At 37.2% G+C, this 19,953-nt stretch carries 19 protein-coding genes and 2 tRNA genes; 7 read left to right on the forward strand and 14 right to left on the reverse strand.

Annotated elements, in window-relative coordinates; genetic code table 11:
* Positions 1–4: 4 nt before the first annotated feature.
* The 12 genes from MNY27_RS05220 to ppsA are packed head-to-tail and all read right to left on the reverse strand — an operon-like array spanning position 5 to position 13,395.
* Positions 5–703 carry a 2,3-bisphosphoglycerate-dependent phosphoglycerate mutase gene (locus MNY27_RS05220; protein WP_152184339.1) on the reverse strand — a complete coding sequence of 233 codons (699 nt, stop codon included), beginning with the start codon at positions 701–703 and terminating at the stop codon, positions 5–7.
* The gene (gene lipA / locus MNY27_RS05225) at positions 700–1,536 is read right to left on the reverse strand and encodes a lipoyl synthase (protein ID WP_246153847.1); all 837 of its coding nucleotides are present in this window, start codon (positions 1,534–1,536) and stop codon (positions 700–702) included. Before lipA ends, MNY27_RS05220 begins: the two co-directional genes overlap by 4 nt.
* Positions 1,517–2,104 (reverse strand): lipoyl(octanoyl) transferase, encoded by a 588-nt coding sequence (locus tag MNY27_RS05230; protein ID WP_152184338.1) that lies wholly within the window; start codon positions 2,102–2,104, stop codon positions 1,517–1,519. Before MNY27_RS05230 ends, lipA begins: the two co-directional genes overlap by 20 nt.
* Positions 2,101–3,417 (reverse strand): NAD(P)/FAD-dependent oxidoreductase, encoded by a 1,317-nt coding sequence (locus MNY27_RS05235; protein WP_152184337.1) that lies wholly within the window; start codon positions 3,415–3,417, stop codon positions 2,101–2,103. Before MNY27_RS05235 ends, MNY27_RS05230 begins: the two co-directional genes overlap by 4 nt.
* 3 nt (positions 3,418–3,420) lie before the next feature.
* Positions 3,421–3,546 carry a 2-oxo acid dehydrogenase subunit E2 gene (locus tag MNY27_RS05240; RefSeq protein WP_188109482.1) on the reverse strand — a complete coding sequence of 42 codons (126 nt, stop codon included), beginning with the start codon at positions 3,544–3,546 and terminating at the stop codon, positions 3,421–3,423.
* A gap of 14 nt (positions 3,547–3,560) precedes the next feature.
* Complete coding sequence (locus tag MNY27_RS05245; protein WP_152184335.1) at positions 3,561–4,652, reverse strand: 2-oxo acid dehydrogenase subunit E2; 1,092 nt, start codon at positions 4,650–4,652, stop codon at positions 3,561–3,563.
* Positions 4,645–5,301 carry a thiamine pyrophosphate-dependent enzyme gene (locus MNY27_RS05250; RefSeq protein WP_246153846.1) on the reverse strand — a complete coding sequence of 219 codons (657 nt, stop codon included), beginning with the start codon at positions 5,299–5,301 and terminating at the stop codon, positions 4,645–4,647. Before MNY27_RS05250 ends, MNY27_RS05245 begins: the two co-directional genes overlap by 8 nt.
* Positions 5,302–5,313: 12 nt before the next feature.
* A complete protein-coding gene (locus MNY27_RS05255; RefSeq protein WP_152184334.1) occupies positions 5,314–6,579 on the reverse strand; it encodes a DUF4010 domain-containing protein in 1,266 nt (421 codons plus the stop codon).
* The gene (locus MNY27_RS05260; protein WP_152184333.1) at positions 6,569–7,480 is read right to left on the reverse strand and encodes a TIGR00730 family Rossman fold protein; all 912 of its coding nucleotides are present in this window, start codon (positions 7,478–7,480) and stop codon (positions 6,569–6,571) included. Before MNY27_RS05260 ends, MNY27_RS05255 begins: the two co-directional genes overlap by 11 nt.
* Entirely contained in the window at positions 7,477–10,056 is a 2,580-nt protein-coding gene (locus tag MNY27_RS05265; protein WP_346391952.1) for a plasma-membrane proton-efflux P-type ATPase, read from the reverse strand. Before MNY27_RS05265 ends, MNY27_RS05260 begins: the two co-directional genes overlap by 4 nt.
* Complete coding sequence (locus MNY27_RS05270) at positions 10,053–10,979, reverse strand: NAD(P)-dependent oxidoreductase (RefSeq protein ID WP_346391953.1); 927 nt, start codon at positions 10,977–10,979, stop codon at positions 10,053–10,055. Before MNY27_RS05270 ends, MNY27_RS05265 begins: the two co-directional genes overlap by 4 nt.
* Before the next feature lies 1 nt (position 10,980).
* Positions 10,981–13,395, reverse strand: a complete 2,415-nt coding sequence (gene ppsA, locus MNY27_RS05275) for a phosphoenolpyruvate synthase (protein WP_346391955.1) — start codon at positions 13,393–13,395, stop codon at positions 10,981–10,983.
* A 192-nt stretch (positions 13,396–13,587) separates the two neighbouring features.
* Between ppsA and MNY27_RS05280 the strand changes: the two genes are divergently transcribed.
* The 5 genes from MNY27_RS05280 to MNY27_RS05300 are packed head-to-tail and all read left to right on the forward strand — an operon-like array spanning position 13,588 to position 17,445.
* Positions 13,588–14,835, forward strand: a complete 1,248-nt coding sequence (locus tag MNY27_RS05280; protein ID WP_152184329.1) for a porin — start codon at positions 13,588–13,590, stop codon at positions 14,833–14,835.
* 41 nt (positions 14,836–14,876) lie between these two features.
* On the forward strand, positions 14,877–15,407 hold the full coding sequence (locus MNY27_RS05285; protein WP_152184328.1) for an FMN-binding protein: 531 nt from the start codon (positions 14,877–14,879) through the stop codon (positions 15,405–15,407).
* A gap of 42 nt (positions 15,408–15,449) precedes the next feature.
* On the forward strand, positions 15,450–15,884 hold the full coding sequence (locus MNY27_RS05290; RefSeq protein ID WP_246153845.1) for a hypothetical protein: 435 nt from the start codon (positions 15,450–15,452) through the stop codon (positions 15,882–15,884).
* Positions 15,874–16,326: a hypothetical protein gene (locus MNY27_RS05295; protein WP_152184326.1), complete on the forward strand. Its 453-nt coding sequence runs from the start codon at positions 15,874–15,876 to the stop codon at positions 16,324–16,326. The genes MNY27_RS05290 and MNY27_RS05295 overlap by 11 nt, the downstream gene beginning before the upstream one ends.
* 15 nt (positions 16,327–16,341) lie before the next feature.
* Positions 16,342–17,445, forward strand: a complete 1,104-nt coding sequence (locus tag MNY27_RS05300) for a multiheme c-type cytochrome (RefSeq protein ID WP_152184325.1) — start codon at positions 16,342–16,344, stop codon at positions 17,443–17,445.
* Here MNY27_RS05300 and MNY27_RS05305 read toward each other — a convergent pair.
* Positions 17,431–18,363, reverse strand: coding sequence for an FAD:protein FMN transferase (locus MNY27_RS05305; RefSeq protein WP_188109481.1), 933 nt, complete (start codon positions 18,361–18,363; stop codon positions 17,431–17,433). The two genes, MNY27_RS05300 and MNY27_RS05305, sit on opposite strands and share 15 nt — an antisense overlap.
* Positions 18,363–19,391: a bifunctional 3,4-dihydroxy-2-butanone 4-phosphate synthase/GTP cyclohydrolase II gene (locus MNY27_RS05310; protein ID WP_152184324.1), complete on the reverse strand. Its 1,029-nt coding sequence runs from the start codon at positions 19,389–19,391 to the stop codon at positions 18,363–18,365. The genes MNY27_RS05305 and MNY27_RS05310 overlap by 1 nt, the downstream gene beginning before the upstream one ends.
* A 165-nt stretch (positions 19,392–19,556) precedes the next feature.
* Between MNY27_RS05310 and MNY27_RS05315 the strand changes: the two genes are divergently transcribed.
* Positions 19,557–19,633 (forward strand) — tRNA-Met (locus MNY27_RS05315).
* Positions 19,634–19,664: 31 nt separating this feature from the next.
* Positions 19,665–19,739 (forward strand) — tRNA-Gln (locus MNY27_RS05320).
* Positions 19,740–19,953 lie beyond the last annotated feature (214 nt).

Consider the following 19,953-nt stretch of genomic DNA (forward strand, 5'->3'; position numbering starts at 1 on the left):
TTTTTCATCCTTTGAAAACCTCTTTTTTAATGATATTGAGCTTCTCATTAAAAGCGTATACAATTATCTCTCCTGTTGGAATTTCAAGTCTCACGACATCCTCTTTACTTATCTTCTCCAGATACATTACTAAAGAACGCAGGGAGTTTCCATGAGCCGAGATTAAAACAGTGGAATGCTTTTGCAGTTCTTTTTTTATCACAGCTTCAAAATACTCCACAACTCTCTTTTTTGTATCTTTTAATGACTCACTCAAAGGTAAAAGCTCTTTTTGAATTGCGGCATATTTTTTATCTCTCCAGACCACTCTTTCGTCATCCTCACGTAGAGGTGGTGGTGGCACATCATAACCACGACGAACTGCCAAGAAGTTTGCTGCACCCTCTTGCTGTTTTACCTTCTTCTTATCTCTTCCCTGCCACGCTCCATAGTGTCTTTCATTTAGCTTGTAAGAACGAAGTGTATCAATGTGCTCCCACTCAAGCTCTTCTAAAGCCAAATTTGCTGTATGAATGGCACGTTTAAGCCATGAAGTAAAACAGATATCCGGATAGATTTTATGTTTTTTTAAAAGCACTCCTGCTTCTCTGGCCTCACGCACACCCTGTTCACTTAGCTCCACATCACTCCAACCGGTAAAACGGTTTTGTAGATTATAGACACTTTGCCCATGTCGCATTAAAACAAGTTTTGCATTCTTCATCTTCCCAACTCCTCAGCGAAATAAGAACTTCTCACAAGTGTACCCGAAGCCACAGCACAAAAACCCATTCTATAGGCTTCTTGCTTCATTACTTCAAAAAACTCCGGTGCATAGTATTTTTCAACGTTATGATGTCTTTGTGTTGGTTGTAAATACTGCCCTATTGTCAGTTCACTTACTCCAACATCTAATAGTTCTTGCATTGCCTCATACAATTCAGATTCAGATTCACCTAGTCCGACCATCAATGATGATTTAATCTTGGACTTGGAGTACTTTGCATAATATTCTAAGACTTGCAGTGACCTATCATAATCACTTTGTGGTCTTATAGTCTTACTTAAACGCCTAACCGTCTCTTGATTATGTGCAAGTTTGTGTACATCACTTACTATGATTGTATCCAAAGCTCCTTGAGAAAATCGAAAATCAGGTGTTAAAAGCTCTATTTTGATATCTGGATTTTTCTCTTTAACAGCACGGACACAAGAAAGAAAATGTTTTGATCCATAATCTTTTAGATCATCTCTGTCCACTGAAGTAATGACAACATATTTCAGCCCCAACGCTGCAATAGCTGATGCCAAATGCTCAGGCTCTTTTGCTTCAACTGCCACCCCATGCCCTGTTTTTACATTGCAAAAGCTGCAAGAGCGTGTACAGACATCCCCAAGTATCATAAAAGTAGCACTCTCTCTTTCATAGCATTCAGCTCTGTTAGGACATGCTGCAGTCTCACAAACAGTATTTAAACTGTACTCACGTAGAGTATTTTGCATCTTTTGTATCAACTCTGGATGTGGAGCTTTGACTTTAGGTTTGTAATGCATCATCAAAACTCTTCTCTAAAAAGTGTAGTATCTTACTGTTTACCTCTTCTTGCGTAAGCATCACACCTTCAGCTCTCAGTGAAGTTGGCTCTACACCTTCTAAATTACAGGGATTGACCTGTGCATGAAAATCCAAATCCACATCAACATTTAAAGCTACACCATGAAGAGAAACTCCTTTGGAGTAACGAAAGCCCAAAGAGGCAACCTTACGGTTTTGAATATAAAAGCCTGCCCTCTTTTTATCATAAAAAACTTCCGAGAGATGTTGTATAAAAAAATTCTCAAAAGCATTCAAAACTTTTTTATAGAACTGTACCGGATTATTCACTTGAAAACAGAAATAAAAAATATTTTGCCCTTCTGAGTGACAGGTGATGGAGCCACCCCGATCACTCTGAACAACACCGACACAAAAATCCTCATCTCTGTCACTGCCAACCGTAAAAATATTGGGATGTGAACAGAGGATGAGATGATTCTTTCCATCTTGCAAGGCTTTTGTATGAACATTCTGCATCATCTCTCTAGCTTTACCATACTCTACTTCGCCCCATTTGTGCAGTATCATAACTTATAAAATGTTCTCTCTAAGGCTTCGGAAAATGTAGGATGTGCCAAGATGGTTCGTTTTGCCGATGCAGCGTCCATCTCCCCTGCCAAACTTATTGCAACCGGTGCGATAAGCTCTTCTGCATTTGGAGCAAAAATCTCCGCACCCAAAACAAATCCCTCTCTATCAATATAACTGACCATTACACCATTACTTGCATGATTATAAACTGAATATGTAAATTGATTGAGCATTATAATACTCTCTTTGTACTCTAGCTTTTGTTCTTCTAAATCTGCTTTATTCTTTCCAACTCTAGCATACCTCATTGGCAAAGTATGGATAAACTTCACAACATGCTCTAAGTTAAGTATACGAGGTTTTTTTCCAAGAATACGTTCTGTGACGTTCAGAACTTCAGCTCGTGCTGCGTGAGCAAGTTTGACCTTGCCATTACAGTCTCCTATAGCATAATGCTTTTGCAGCGTTGTCTCAAAATGAGTGTCAGTTACAATTCCACGTTCCACCTTTATATCATCACAGGCAACGACATCGACATTTGGTCTGCGTCCGGTAGCCACTAAGAGCATCTCAAAATATTTACTGCTTTTACCTTCATATGTTATATGTACACCTTTTTTTGTACTCTTTGCACTTTTTATTGGATGATTTTGTAAAAGCTTGATACCCAGTTTCTCAAGCTGGTTTTTCAATGATTCGATGATTTTTGGATGCGCATTGAACAAAATATTTTCAGACCTGTCAATGAGAAAAACTTCAACTCCGGCAGCTGCAAAAAAACTTGCCATCTCAAGTCCAATAGCCCCAGTACCGTAAACAGCAACTTTTTTTGGAAGTTCTTGCAGTTGTAACACCTCATCGCTTACAATGATATCTTTTTTATTGTACTCAATACCTTCAGGAATAAAAGGCGCTGAACCCGTTCCCATAACAATATGCTCAGCTTCTAAAACCTTACCGTTTACCTCAACTTTATGCGGAGCAACAACGCTCCCTTCCCCTTCAATCAGTTCAAAATGGCTACACTGCTTTTGCACAACTTTTGTTACACTTTTGAGCAATGCATCTTTTTTTTCAAAAAGTGTTTTTTGACAAAGTTCCAACTCCCCTTGCAGTATCTCGTTTTTACTCTCATACACCAAATTGGCATAATGTAAAAACATCTTTGAAGGAATGCACCCTTTTTGCAGACATACACCACCAAGCTGGTTAAGATCTTTTTCAATAAGCGCCACATTTTTCCCATTTTTTGCTGCAACAATGGCACCAGCATAGTTAAGTCCACCACCTATGTAAATTATGTCATACATCGTCTAATCCTTAAAATTAAGAGGATTACTCAGCTCTTTTTTCACATCTTGCATAAAAAGTGCTGCCTCATAACCATTTATCAGCCTGTGGTCTGCTGTAAGTGTTATAGCGATTTTACCATTCTCCACTGCACCGATAGCGACTATTGCAGTATCTTCTTTTTTATCATCGCATCAAACTGCTTAATGCCAAGCATACCAAGATTTGATATGCCAAATGTTGAGCCATGCATATCTTCTTGTGTAAAGCTTTTATTTTGCAGTTTTGACTTAAAGCTTTTAAGCATTGTATCTATCTCTGTAATTGTCAGCTTGTTTGCATCTTTTATAACAGGCATGTAAAGCTCTTTTGTATCTGCAACAGCTAAAGATATAGAAGCATTTGGATAGACAGAGAGACTCTCTTTCTGTAAACGTGAGCGAAATGTATCATGTCGCATCATAATGTCTGCAAAAATCTTGATAAACCAGGCTGTTATACTGTATTGTACATTCTGTTGTAAGAGTGTTGCATCAACATACTCATAAATATGAAATACCGGTTTCTTTGCTGAAGATGTTACATTGCTAATGATGGCTTTTTGCATAGAACTTATTGCACAAGGGAGCGGAATCTCATGTTCGTCGATATACTCCTGCAGTTCAACTTCATCTATTTTATGATTTAATGCAAAGAGTGAAGCCTCTAGTTTATACTTTAAAAGAAGCTTCTGTGCCTTTGGTGTAAAATAGTGCTCGTTTATATACCTCTCTACATCATCTGCATGCAGTTGAACCTTTTGTGTATGCTGCATGAGATTTTGGAGTGTTATGCCATATTGTGCTGCTTTGGCACGTGCTTTTGGCGAAACTCCATCTGCAGACTCTATTTTCAAGATTTCAATTTTTTCTTTTTCATCTCTTTTTGCTTCTTTTTTCTTTTGCTCTTTGAGCTCTTTTGGTTTACTCTGTTTTATTTCTTTTTTTTCTATTTTTTTCTTTACTGCCTGCTCCACTTTTTCATCTGTTGCGATCTTTGCTATAACGGTACCGACAGGCACTTCTGCACCTTCATCAACGAGCAGGGCTTCAACGATACCATCTTGAAAACTCTGCAACTCCATAATCGCCTTGTCACTCTCGATTTCAGCTATTATATCACCACTCTTGACTGTCTGACCAACATCTACTTTCCATGCTATAAGCTTTCCATCATCCATCGAGTCTGAGAGTTGGGGCATCACTATATCATACATCGTTTTTCCTTCCCCACTCTATAATATCATCCGCAATACTTTGTGGTGTTGGTATGGAAGCTAGTTCGAGTTTTCTGTTATAGGGTATAGGTGTATCTGCTCCGGCTAGTCGCAGTGGTGGAGCATCTGCGTATTCATTGTTTTCACATAAAAAGAGCAGTGGAAGTTTCTGTGTTGCAGCAATATTGAGTGATTCAAAAAAAGCTCCACCGTTTGTAGCCCCATCTCCAAAGATAACCATCACACCATCATCACTGCCTTGGTACTTTCTAGCATACGCACACCCTACTGCATTTGGAATATGTCCACCGACAATGGCATCCCCGCCGTAAAAGAAGCGTGAAGGTTCAAAGAGGTGCATACTTCCACCTTTACCACCGCTCACACCGCTTGCTTTTCCAAAAAGTTCTGCCATGACAGCTTTAGGTTCAATTCCCCTTGCCATGGCCATAATATGCTCACGGTACGTGGAAAACACATCTCCTTTTTCAAACGCTTTAATGGCAGCTACACTCAAAGCTTCCTGTCCGATATCAAGATGCAAAAAGCCTGATATATTTCCCTTCATATAGTTCTCTTTGGCTGCATACTCAAACTTACGACCCAGTACCATCAAATAATATATCTCTTCTGCAAGTAACTTATTCATACTTTTCAACCTTTATAAAACATTTTCATATACAAGTCCCAGAGAGATAGTGACAACACCTAGAACTGCCAACCACAACGCTGATTTATAACTTTTTTTGACACTGCCAAACCAGAGCGCATAGAGAGCTTTTAATAAATTATTACTTCCTGCTGCTATCATAATGGCTACTGTAATCTGTATTGATGTTATATTGAATTTTCCTGTGAGGATTGAGAGAACAAAAGGATCAATGTCTGTAAAACCAACAACAAACGCAAGAATCTCAAGTCCAACTTTTCCATAATCCTCTGTCACATACTGTGTGATAATCATCATCGCAACAAATAAAAAGGCAAATATAAATGCAGTTTTCAACTCTAAAGGGTTTTTATCAACAATGTCAGGGTGTTCTTTTCTCTCTTGTGTATTTCGTAGATAGAAAGCTGCTACAGTAAAACCAAATACCGCCAACACTATAAATGGTAACAAAAGCATCTTTCCAATCTCAAAATTAAACAAAAGTGCTATTACAATAAGACGCAGATACATCACCGAAGTCGCTGAGATAATGGCTGCATCTATGACATTACGCCCTCCAAGATGTTTTGCCTTACGAGCCAGGACAACCGTTGTGGCCGTTGAAGAGTAAGAGCCTCCAAAAATCCCTGTTAAAAAGTAGCCCTTTGATGGGAAAAAGTACTTTTGCAAGATATAGCCACCATAACTGATACCCGAGATTACAACAACGGCAAGCCATATTTTAAACGGGGAGAGTGGAATGTAAGGAATACTTTTTGTATCAGGGAGTAGTGGTAATATAACAGCAGAGAGCAGTACCATCTTTCCAAGTGTTTCAAACTCACTGATATTGATATTTTTTACATACTTCTCAATACCTCTGTTTGAATTGAGAATAAAAACAATACTTACATATAACAGTGCACTCATCCAAAGTGGTTGCGTTTGGATCAATGCACCAAAACTGTAAACCAGGAGCATTACAATATAAAGTAAGATACTGCGTTTTTTTTCTAAAAGATTTCTGCTGTATAAAATTGCATAAAGAAGTGTTATAGAAAAAAAACCTGCCAGATAAAGCAGTAAAGTTGTACTCTCCAGTAGAAAAAGAACATAACCCAAAATACCTACAAAACTGTATGTTCGGACATCACCAAAGAAATAATTCTCACTCTCTGCATTTGTAAACTGACTGCGGTATGATTTTACTTCAAGACCGATTAAAAAGCTAAAAACAGTTACAACGAGAAAGTGAAGTAATTCAGGATTAAGATTCATAGAGTGGTTTTCCTTGTTTTTTATGCCAAGAGAGTATATACTCCCAAGCTTCTTCAGCATTATCTACATAATGAAATACATCTATATCTTCAGGAGCGATTACGCCTTCATCTTTTAAAAATTCAAAGTCTATCGCTTTTTTCCAGTACTTTTTCCCTACTAAAATCACAGGTATATCTTTTGTTTTTCCTGTCTGAACAAGTGTCAAGGTCTCAAAAAGTTCATCAAAAGTTCCAAAACCTCCAGGATACACAACCAAAGCCTTGGCTCTGTTTAAAAAATGAAGCTTTCTTATTGCAAAATAGTGAAACAAGAAACATAAATCAGGGGTTATATAAGGATTTGGATACTGTTCATGCGGGAGTTTGATATTGAGTCCTATACTTTTTGCTCCAACATCATAAGCGCCACGGTTAGCTGCTTCCATGATACCTGGACCACCACCTGTCATTAAAGTAACACGACAATCTTCGACAGTCTCTCCGCTTTTTCCTACCAAACGCCCAAATTTTCTTGCATCTTCATAATAGATACTCTTTCCAACCATACGTTCAGCAACATACAGTTCCCATAAAAGCTCTCTATCATCTGAATTTTTTTGAAGCATCTCTTCAATGGTTCGCAGTCGTTTCAGTGCAGTCTCGCGCTCAACTATACGTGCACTCCCAAAGACAACTATCGTATGCTCGATGCCATATTCATTCATCTTCAGCTCTGCTTTTAAATAGTCGATTTCAAGACGAATTCCTCTAGCTTCATAAGAGTGCATAAACGCTTCATCTTGTTCAGCCATAGTATATGTAGGACTTTTCATAATCTTTTTAATAAGCTCTAACGATTTTGGATCTTCCGCTTTTAGTTTGGGATGTTCCCAAGGTAAACTTGTTTTTTCATTTTTCATATGATATCCTCATTATATCTTGTTCTATAATATTTAAGTACAGCCATTTTTACAGCATCATTAAACACAAACCACACAAGAGCATAAGCCCACATATAGCCAGCCCATCCCCAACCGATTGGCGCCATCAGATCAAAACCATATACGGCAATTATTGTTCCAGTAACACGACTTAAAAAAGTTGCACTAAAAAGTGTCCTAGAAGGCCATGGCCGTTTGAAGAACCAGTCATCTATACGCATATTGTATATTGTACCATGTCCGGCAATAACCAGTTTTGCAAAAAACAGACTTTGAACCAGTTCAAGTGGCAGATCCATATATGAGATTAATATCCAAAAGAGTAAAAAGGAAGAAAGCACTCCTGCTATTCCCAACCAGGAAGCCAGAACAAAAACCTCTTTCATATCCCAGCGTACAGGTGTCTCACGCAACTTTGTATTATCATAGGCTATACTCATAATTGGTATATCATTAAGAAGTGCAAGTATAATTATCATCAAAGCGGTAATAGGATAAAAATCATATACAACAATTGCAAGTGTCATAAAAATAATGACACGTATGGTTTCAGCAATACGAAAAATTGTATAACTTTTCATACGTTCAAAAATCTGTCTTGACTCTTTAATAGCATCAACAATCACGTTCAGACCAGGAGCCATAAGTACAATATCGGCTGCAGCACGTGCAGCATCTGTAGCACCACTGACTGCTATTCCACAATCTGCTTTTTTAAGTGCCGGTGCATCATTGACCCCATCTCCTGTCATACCGACAATATGGTCGGCCTTTTGCAGTTCATCGACTATAAAATATTTATCTTCAGGAAAAACCTGTGCAAAACCGTCAGCATACTCTATAAGTGCAATGATCTCTGACTCATGTTTTTTAACACTCCCTTTTGGAAGCGGCATATTATAAAGCTCTTTTTGAACTTTTTTAACAATCTTGGTTACCTCTTCATCTATCTTCTCCTGTGCTACATCAGGTTGTAATGACTGAACAATAGCTTTGGATAATATTTTTGAAAGATAGATATACTCCTCGACTGATTCTCCTTTAAGTATATGGATATCCTCTATCTTTTCTCCAATATCTAGCAAAGATGCAATATATTTTGCAACAGCAAGATTATCTCCTGTAATCATTTTAACTGTAATACCTTTTGCCTTGGCTTCGGCTATAGCTTCTACAGAATCTTCACGAGGTGGATCAAAAAGAGGAATCAGTCCTATAAAATGGTACAGATCCTCTTCACATTTTCTATAAGCGACACCCAAGGTTCGAAAACCCTCAGAAGCAAAATATTCTACTTTTTTATAAGCTGCTTCTTTGTCAAACTCTTTTTCATCACTCTGTTCTATAATAACCTGCGGGGCACCTTTTGTAAAGATAAGTTCACAATTTTCATCTTCATAAATCCCTTCTGTTCTTTTATGAACAGGATTAAATGGAAGAAATTTTTTCAATTTATGTGCTGCAATTTCACTTTGAAGGCTATATTTGTCTATATAATCAAAGATAGGCTTTTCAATAGGATCTTGATTCTCTTTTTTACTTGCCAGTGCTGCATAAAGCATCAGTTTTTCTTGCGTTGTATCCTTTACTAAATATGGTTCCGCCAGGCTCATTCTGTTTTGTGTTAATGTGCCTGTTTTATCGGAACACAATACATCCATACCTGCTATCTCTTCAATAGCAGCCAAGCGACTCACAATAGCCTCTTTGGCAGCCAGAGCTCTTGCACCTATGGCCATAGTAACAGTTAAAACTGCCGGCATGGCAACTGGAATAGCAGAGATTGTCAAAACAAGTGCAAAGATTAATAACTCAACTGTAGGCTGATTTGTTTGGATACCATGATAAATAATGATAGCAATCATAAAGAGTGTTAAAAAGATTAAAAAATTCCCTACCTTTATAACCATTTTTTGGAAATGGCTTACCTCTTCATTTTGGGCTTTTGCCACAAGTCCAACTGTCTTTCCAAAATAGGTATTTTTTCCTGTTTGTGTAACCCGTGCTACCATTTCACCCTGTTTAATGATGGCATTTGCATACAATGTCTCACCTGTTTTTTTTCGAACAGGCAAAGATTCACCTGTAAGTGCAGACTGATCAACAAGCAAAAACTCACTTCCTTGCAACAACGCAACATCTGCAGGTACTATATCGCCTATCTTTATTTTTATAATATCATCAGGTACTATCTCTTTTGCATCAATTTCCATCCATTCATTTTCACGTAATACCAATGCTTTTCGTGCTAATCTTTTCTTTAACACTGCTATTGCATTCAAAGCTTTGGACTCTTGATAGAAATCAACTATAGCATTCACGAAGAGTAAAATAATTATGATAATAAAGTCTTCCCATCTCTTCACAACTGCAGAAAGAATGGCTGCAACTTCAATCATCCATGGAATTGGTCCCCAAAATCGACGAAAAAAACGATGTAACCAACTCTCCTCTTTCTCATTTATCTCATTGTAACCGTATTTTTGCAGTCGTTCATGAACTTCTTCTTCGCTCAGTCCTGTCAGATTAGAAAGCTCATCATTTCCCTTTCTCATCTATAGTCCTTTTGACACGGCAGTTTTAAACAGTTGGGTAATGCCTCTGATGATAAAAATGCTTCTATATTTTTTAGAGAAATCTGCATGATTCTCTGCAGTGCTTCATTTGTGTAGTAGGCCATATGTGGTGTATAGAGAATATTATCTTCTTTTATATATTCTTGCTTACTAATAACATCCAAACAAAATATATTGGCTACTTTTTCATATACATTATCTTCAATAAGTTCACCTCGAGCAGTGTTTACAACTATAGCTCTCTTTTTTAGTAAATTACTATTTTCCATATTTAATATATGCCGTGTTGCTGGTGTGAGTGGAAGTGCCATCATAATGATATCACTCTCTTTGAGAACTATCTCAAGATTACAAAAATCTATTTGCAGTTCATCTACAATATCTTTTTTTGTCCGAGAATATGTCAGTACTTTCATACCAAAACCACAAGCGATACGTGCCATCTGGGAGCCAATCGTACCTAAGCCCAAAATACCGATTGTTTTGCCAAAGAGTTCGATTCCTTTTAGATCACTATAGTGAGAATCACCCTCTTTTGTTCGCCCTAGTGCTGTATACGTATGCCGTGTAGCATTTAAAAGTAAAGAGAAGGAAAATTCTGCGACAGCAGGTCCGGCATATCCTGCCACATTCGAAAGAAGCAAACCTTTTTTATAAAGCAAGTCACATTTTATATGATCATAACCTGTTGAACGTGTTTGCAGATATTGTAACTTCGGAAGTTTTTCTAAAATCTCATCTGAAATTTTTGAATGCACAAATACAGAGACAATATCATAATCTCTATCTTCTAAAATAACTTCATTAATGGTATCTTCAAAGAAAAAGAGCTTCTCGGACACCAAAGCTTTTGTAAAAAACTCCTGTTCTTCCGGTTTTATCTCAAAAAATGCAATTTTCATTTTAGGCTCTTGTAAGTTTTTTTTCTAAAAAACCTATGTTCTGTATGGTTTTTAGAACACTGTCAGGGTTTAAGCTCATAGAATCCACACCAAGTCGTACCAGATATTCTGCCATTTCAGGATAGTCTGAGGGTGCCTGACCACAGATACCACTGTGCCGATTGTTACGTTTACACCCTTCTACTGCCATCTTAATCATCTCCTTAACACCCTCATCTCGTTCATCATAATCAAATGCAACGATTTCACTGTCGCGATCCACGCCAAGTGTGAGCTGCGTGAGATCATTGCTTCCTATACTAAAACCATCAAAGATTTCACTAAAGGCATCAATACTGATCACATTGTTTGGTATCTCACACATTACATAGATTTGCAGTCCGTTTTCACCCTGTTTGAGACCATATTTCGCCATTGTATCGATAACATGCTTACCCTCTTCTACTCTACGGCAAAATGGAATCATTAAGATTACATTTGTAAAGCCCATCTCCTCACGCACACGTTTCATCGCAGCACATTCTAAGGCGAACCCCTCTTCATAATTTGGATGCGCATATCGTGAGGCTCCTCGAAACCCTATCATCGGGTTATCTTCTTGAAGTTCAAAACTGCTTCCACCTAAAAGTGTTGCATACTCATTGGATTTAAAATCACTCATACGTACCACACAAGGTTTAGGATAAACACTCGATGCAATGGTTGCCACACCTTCAGAGAGCGTTTTTACAAAGAAATCTTCCATAGAATCATATGCCTGCGTGAGCTCCTGTAACTGCTCTCTAGTCCTATCATCAACACGCTCCGGATGTTTTAGTGCCATTGGATGTGCTTTGATATATTCATTTATGATAAATTCCATACGGGCAAGTCCAATACCATCTACCGGAAGGGAAGAAAGTGAAAAGGCCTGATCAGGGTTGCCAAGGTTCATCATAATTGCTGTTTTCGTTTTTGGCAGATTACTCAGATCTGTCTTTTGAATCTCAAAAGCGAGTCTACCTTCATAAACATAACCCTCTTCACCTTCTGCACAGCTGACAGTCACATCACTAGCATCTGTTAATAGCTCTGTAGCATTATCACATCCGACAACTGCAGGAATACCAAGTTCACGACTCAGTATCGCCGCATGACAGGTACGTCCTCCCTTGTTTGTAACAATAGCAGATGCTATCTTCATCACAGGTTCCCAGTCAGGTGATGTGGTATCAGCGACCAAAACCTCTCCGGCTTTAAAAGTATTCAGCTCACTGACATCTTTTATGTAGTGTGCCTTTCCCTGACCAATTTTTGTACCGATAGCCTGACCGCTAACAATCACTTTGCCTTTTTCTTTAAGATGATAAATCTCGAGCACATTACCTTTTTTTTGGGACTCTACAGTCTCAGGTCTTGCTTGAACCATATAGAGATGTCCGTCTATTCCATCTTTTGCCCACTCCATATCCATCGGTTTATGAAAACCGGCTTTTTTGGAGTAATGATTTTCCACTTTTATAGCATAACCTGCAAGTACCATCACATCCTCATCTGTAATACAAAAATGGCTACGTTCCTCTTGAGTGGTAGGAATATTTTTTGTATACTCAACTGCGATATTGTCAAGATTGATGGTATCTGTAAATATCATCTTTTGCTCTTTTGAGCCCAGTGAGCGCTTAAGTACTGCACGAAAACCCTCATTATATGTCGGTTTGTGAACATAAAAGGCATCAGGATTGATACTTCCTTGTACTACATTTTCACCAAGCCCAAGTGCCGCATTTATAAAAACAACATCTTCAAACCCAGTTTCCGTATCAAGAGAGAACATTACACCACTTGCCCCTATGTCACTGCGAACCATCTTCATTACAACAACAGAAAGATAGACTTTTAAATAATCAAAACCATTGTCATACTTATAATGGATAGAACGGTCTGTAAAATTGGAGGCGAGACACCTTTTGTAGGCATCTAAAAGCTCATCTTCCGTGGAAATATTCAGATAAGTATCATTTTGTCCTGCAAAAGAGGCTTCAGGAGAGTCTTCAGCAGTAGCAGAGGAACGAACAGCAAGCGAAAGCTCTTCACCATATTCCGCTTTGAGTTTTGCATAAGCATTTAAGATATCTTGCTTCAAATCATCAGGCATTTCACAACTATATATGATATCTCTACATGCCTTCCCATGCTTTTGCAAACTATCAACATCATTTATATCTAAATTATCAAGTTCTGTATGGAGTTTTTCCCATGCATTATTGGTATCAAGTATATATCTGTATGCACTTGATGTAACGGCAAAACCATTTGGAACACGTACACCTAGCTGCGTGAGGTTTTGATACATTTCACCCAACGAAGCATTTTTTCCACCAACTTCTGCAACATCCTCTATGCCTATTTCGTTAAACCATTTAACATTTTCCATCATTATTCTCCATCAACACGCTTATATTATACTCCTCTAAATGTAAATAAAATGTTGTCATATATCAACATTCTTTTCTTAAATATTGATATTAATTATCATAACTATTGACTTTATAAAAAAAATTTTGTACTATTTCAACATAAAAGATTTTGATAGTAAATATCATAATTAAAATAAAAGGAATTCATAATGAAAAAAACAAAAATCTCACTAGCTTTGGCTGGTATGTTACTCACAAGTAGTGCATCTTTTGCAGATGAGAAAGAGGATATTGTTAAACTCAAAAAAGAGATAGCTTCTCTAAAAGAGATAACACAGACGCTTATTGATGAAACAAGTGATTTAAAGACCGGATTTAATTATACGGTAGTTGATACAGAAAAATCACACAGTGGTCTTGGTGCTGCTGCATCAAAAGTTTATTACTCAAAATCACCATTAAGTATAGGTGGGTATGGAGAAATGTATTATGCAAACAAAAAACTTGCAAATCAAAGCGGTTCTACTTCAACAGTAGATGTCTATAGGTTTGTACCCTACATAGGATATAAATTCTCTGATAATATCATTTTAAATACAGAGATAGAGTTTGAACACGGTGGAATTGAAAATAATGGAGGGACATCTGTAGGTGGCGAAGTTATTTTAGAGTTCATGTATCTTGATTTTCTCATCAATCAAAATGCAAACATTCGAGTTGGTAACTTTTTAGTGCCTATGGGACTTATCAATGAGAGACATGAGCCAACACTCTTTACAACAGTACAGCGTCCTGAGAGTGCAAAATATCTTATCCCTTCTACCTGGAATGAAAGTGGTGTAATGGCGTACGGAGATATAGTTGAATCTCTAACATACAAAGCTGCACTCATAACAGGTTTAGATACTGCAGCAAATGGTGAAAAGTGGATACGTGGCGGACGAGGTGGCTCTTTTAAAAACACAGATCCAAAAATCGGTGGAACATTTAGAGTAGATTATACAGGTATCAATGGTTTGCTTTTAGGTGCTTCTTTGTATACGGACAATACTCTTACTATGTGGGACACCCATATTGACTATACAAACAGTGGTTTTAGACTCTATGGTGTTTATACAGAGACATCCCGTTCAAAAACAGATGCTTTTACAACACCATCGATAGCAAAAGAGGCCAAAGGAGGCTATCTCAATGCAAGTTTTGATATCTTGTCACTGACAAAAAGCAGTTATACTTTACCTCTTTTTGTACAATATGAAAGCCTGAATCCACAAAGTAAAACAGTTGGTACAGCTCCAGAGAATTTTGATACAGTGAACATTACAACAGTAGGTCTAAATTTTTATCCGCATGAGCAAGTAGTTTTTAAAATGGACTATGCAATGGCAGATAATGATTATGCAAACAGTGGTATAGATTCTGATACATTTAGTCTCTCTATGGGCTTTATCTTTTAGAGTTTTGCTATAATGATAAAAAAATTCACAAGAGTTAGCTTATGAAAAAAACATTTATCTTCTCTTTACTCTTTATCTTTTTGACAGCAAATCTATCGGCGAAAGTTCTTCTTTCACCGATAGATGCCATGAAAGAGAACTATGGTAAAAGTGTTACCATAAGTAAGAAAAACATCCTTCTTTCAAATGAGGATTTTAAAAAAGTACAGGCAGAAGCAAAAACAAAACTGACAACCAAAATTTATCGTATCTATACAGCAAAAAAAGATGGAAAGATTCTTGGATACGGAATTTTGATCAATAAAAAAGTACGCTCTAAAAATGGTGTTGTTATGTACCTTATCAGCGATGGAACACTTAAAGGTATCGAGATTATTGCCTTTAATGAACCACATGAGTATATTCCAAGTAAAACATGGCAAGAGCAGTTCAGAGATATAAAAACCAATAAAATGCTGCAACTCTCACGTGATATTCCCACTATCACAGGAGCAACACTCAGTGCAAGAAGTGTCACTGACAGCTCACGCATCGCCTTTGCAATCTACAATAAACTTTTAAAAGGGAAGTAATTGCGTTTTACTCTGATAAAAAATGTAAAACAAGACAAAATAATGAAGCCCTTACTCAATAGGCTTTTAATTTTTATACTACTTTATCTGCTTGTTGATGTCTTTGTAAAATCACATACTATGGGTATCACAACAGGTACCATTCAAACAACACTTTTTGGAAATGCCGATGAGTTCTTAGACCCGATGAACAAATCTGTCTTTTTAGAGTTTGTTCATATGCAAATCTTTTTTTTAATGATGCTTGTTCTTACACTGAGTGCCGTATATATTCGTCTTTTACATCATAAAACAAATACCATTTTAAGTATGAATCTTTTCGTCTTCTTTGCACTTTTGACTCCGATAACACTTACTGCTGCCTATTTTTATTCAGCTCAATTTACGACTATCTATCTAGTCGCCTTTTTTGCATGGCATATCATAGCACTTTGGATGACACTACGCTCTTTATGGGAGCTCAACCTTGTTACATAAAGCATATAGATATGCAATAGGCTACTTTTTACTCTTTAGTATCTTACTGCTGTTAAGCAGTGCCATGATATTTGCAGATAAGATTGGATTTTCCTATGAGAGTGTTCTGCACTATTACCTAGGAAATGAAGCTACTTTTACACCGGCAAAAACATATACAGGTCTTTTAAAGATCATCCTTCCTCACATCTTTGCCTTTGGGCTTTTTGTAATGGTCGTTCTACATTTTGTGATCTTTACTAAAAAACGTAATACAAAAGAGATTACTTTTATCATACTCCTCACATTTTTGAGTGCCTTTTTAGAACTTTTTTCACCTTTTTTGATTCTTATGGGCTTTTCTTTCTTTGTCTATATGAAAATTATCTCCTTTTTTCTTTTCCAAGTAACACTATTATATATTCTGTTTATACTTTTTAAAAGTATAATTTATGATAAATAAGGTACAATCTTTTCTATGAAAAAACTACTCCTTACACTATTTATCGTTCTTAATCTCAGTTCACTGCTGGCAAGTGAGAGTAAAGTTTGCCAAAAGTGTCATCCGCTTATCTATAAAGAGTACTACAGTTCCATCCATAGAAAATCCTCTCTTGAGAGTGATAAAATCTATAAAGCTGTCTTTGAAAAAGAAAAACAAGTTACAGATAAAAATGAATGTAAAGCATGCCACTCACCAAGTGCAAAAACACAAAAAGAGGCAAAAGAAGAGCCTATCTCATGTGTCTATTGTCATACCATAACTAATATTCAAGAGCATGACGAGCAAAATAAAAACGTGCTCAGTGACAAAAAAAGAGATTTTTACAGTGCCGAAGCCGATAAAAAAGAAAAAGCAAAAGTAAAGTATGAGACAACTAGCTCATTTTTCGGTCTTATCAAACGCTCTAAAAACTCACCATATCATCAAATAGAGTATAATAATGAAAACTACTATAATGGCAATGTCTGTATGGGATGCCACTCTCACGTGAACAATGCTCACGGCTTCGATGTTGTTATGCTTGATGCCTACATTGATAAAAAAGACAAAGAGACCTGTATCTCCTGTCATATGCCAAAGACAATGGGCTCAAAAACAACACTCAGAGATAGTAAGACACACGCTTACCATGGCATAGCGGGTCTGCATAAGTTCTCAAAAGATTTAGGTAAATATATTGATATTGATGTAACAAAAGATACAAAAGGTTTTACTGTAAATATTATCAACCAAGCCAATCATGCTCTTTTTGGTCAGGCTTACAGAGAAGGTATTTTGGAAGTAAAAATCGTCCGAGACGGAAAACACATTGCACTAAAACCATACATATTTAAACGCACATTTGGAAAAGATGGAAAAACAAGCATGCCTTTTGAAGCAACAGAAGTTTTAAAAGATACACTCATCTATGCGAAAAAGAGTATCAACTATGATACAAAACTGAAAAAAGGCGACCAGCTGATAATAACTCTAGGTTTTCGACTCATATCAAAAGAGGCAGCAAAAGAACTGCAACTTGATAAAGACAAAGAACTTACAAAGATAAAGGTCTTAAAAACAGAATCATTTGCGTTTTAGATCATCTACATAATCATTGATATCATGGCTGATATGTAAGCTCTTGTCTGATTCTAAAATAATATATGCAAGTGGCTGTAAATCCAAAAACATATAGGCTTTGTTCTTAGGCATGACACTTACAGCTGTCGCATAGGCATCAAGTGTTGCAGAAGGCAGTTTTGAAATGAGTGTTACAGACAAAAAGTTAGACGCAGACTCTTTTGTCTTTGGATTGATGAGATGGTTATACTTTTTCTCTTTTACATAACGATTATAATTTCCACTTGTACTCACACCGCTGTTATTTATCGTAAAGCTTGCTAAAGGTATATCCTCACGCAGAGGATTATTTACTATTACCTTACAGCCTCCGATACAGCGAATATCACCACTCAATGCAACAATGGCTTTTTGCACCTTATGCTTTTTTAAAAATGCTACTGTTTTGTCGACTCCATAGCCCTTCCCCATTCCACCAAGGTCTACTTTTATATCGTCTGTAATGATTGCTTCATCTTTGTTGAACTCAAACCCGTTCATATCTGTAGAAGCTGCTTTTAATTCTTTTTTCACAGCTACTCGCTCATCTTGGCCAAAACGATACAGATCTTTTGTTATTTTTCCAATGGCAATGTCAAAGTAGCCGTCTGTCTGTTTGTAATACTCCAAAGAAAGTTGAAGCGCTTCATAACTGTAACTATCAAGTTTAGCACTTTTGTTATGATTGAGTTTATAAATCGGAGAGTTTTCATCAAAACTGGAGAGAGATTTTTCAATATTGTTAAGCACTCTAAAAGAAGGCTCTATAAGCTCTTTATGCGCACTTTCAACAGAAAGCGTCACAAAGGTACCCATCAGTACCTTTTGACGTGTTACAAGCCCTTCATCTGCCTCTAACACAAGACACAGCAGTAACACTAAAAAAAGTCGAAGCATTAAATATCAATAACCTCATTGACCTCAAGACCAAAACCACTCAGTCCTACAAAGTCAGTTGGTTTTAAAGAAGTGATAAGATTCATTTTAGAGATACCAAATGACTTGATAATCTGTGCACCAATACCAAACTCTTTCATGGCAGCATTATCCTGGTGATTTGTTTTATTGATAAAAAGTAAAACACCACTGTTTTGTTTGAGATACTCTATCGATTTGATAAGGTTGTTATACTTCTCTTGGTTTAAAAGAAGCTCACAGTCAGGTATAACATTGTGCACACGGACATTTGCAACTTCTCCTGCACTATAAAACAAGATAGCAGTATGCTCAATACCATCATGGTCTTTAAAGGTATGACGTGTAACTTTTACACCAAAAAACTCTATCTCCTCTACATCTACTTCATTTACAAGACGCTCATTTGCCAAACGATACTCTACGATATCAGAGATAAAAACAGTATGCAGGTCATGCTCTTTTGCAAAAATATCCAGATCATCACGGCGAGCCATCTCTCCATCATCTTTGATGATTTCACAAATCACACCCGCTTCACTAAGCCCTGCTAAACGACAAAGGTCAACGGAACCCTCTGTATGCCCTGTACGAACAAGTGTACCACCCTCTTTTGCGATAAGCGGAAAGATATGCCCGGGTTTTACAAGTTCATCAGCTTTTGAGATAGGGTTTGCAAGAATCTTGATGGTATCATCTCTCTCTTTTGCAGAGATCCCCGTAGAAGCACTCTTAGCATCGACAGAAACAGTAAATGCTGTCTCATATGATGATGTGTTTGAACTTACCATAGGGTTAAGGTCTAACCTGTTTGCTATATCACGTGAGAGTGCCACACAGATCAGCCCTCTTGCATGTGTTGCCATAAAGTTTACATGTTCAGGAGTGGAGAAAGCTGCAGCATAAACCAAATCACCCTCATTCTCTCTGTCTTCATCATCAATCATGATGACCATCTTCCCTTTTTTGATATCTTCAATGGCTTGTAAAACTCTCTCAATCGGTGTCATTTTTTCTCTTTTTCATCAATATTTATTATTGACATATTATATAGCAATCTTCATTAAAAAGAGGTCAATAAAAAATTAACAATTTTTTTTAAAATACTCTTGACATTAAATACAATTTTGTCTATAATTTCGCTCACAAACACAGAGTTAAAGTGTTTAAAACACCGCGGAATAGAGCAGTTCGGTAGCTCGTCGGGCTCATAACCCGAAGGTCGCTGGTTCAAATCCAGCTTCCGCAACCAAATTGATATTTCGTCTATCAACTACATACATTGGGGTATCGCCAAGCGGTAAGGCCTCGGTTTTTGGTACCGATATTCGGGGGTTCGAATCCCTCTACCCCATCCACCTATATACTTAACCCCCATAAACTCGGACTTTAAACAACCTAATAACTTTCTCGGTGTCAAACTCGGTGCCATTCGGTGTCAAAAAACCAAACGCCCATTCAACCAATAAATGCAATTTCCACCTCTTAATTATGCAGCCATTACTTTTGAAACTGTAGCATAAAAAACTTGAGCAGGAGTTTTAAAGCCAAGAGATTTTCGTGGTCTGTTGT

The organism is Sulfurimonas sp. NWX79 (genome assembly GCF_039667035.1).
Lineage (GTDB): Bacteria > Campylobacterota > Campylobacteria > Campylobacterales > Sulfurimonadaceae > Sulfurimonas > Sulfurimonas indica.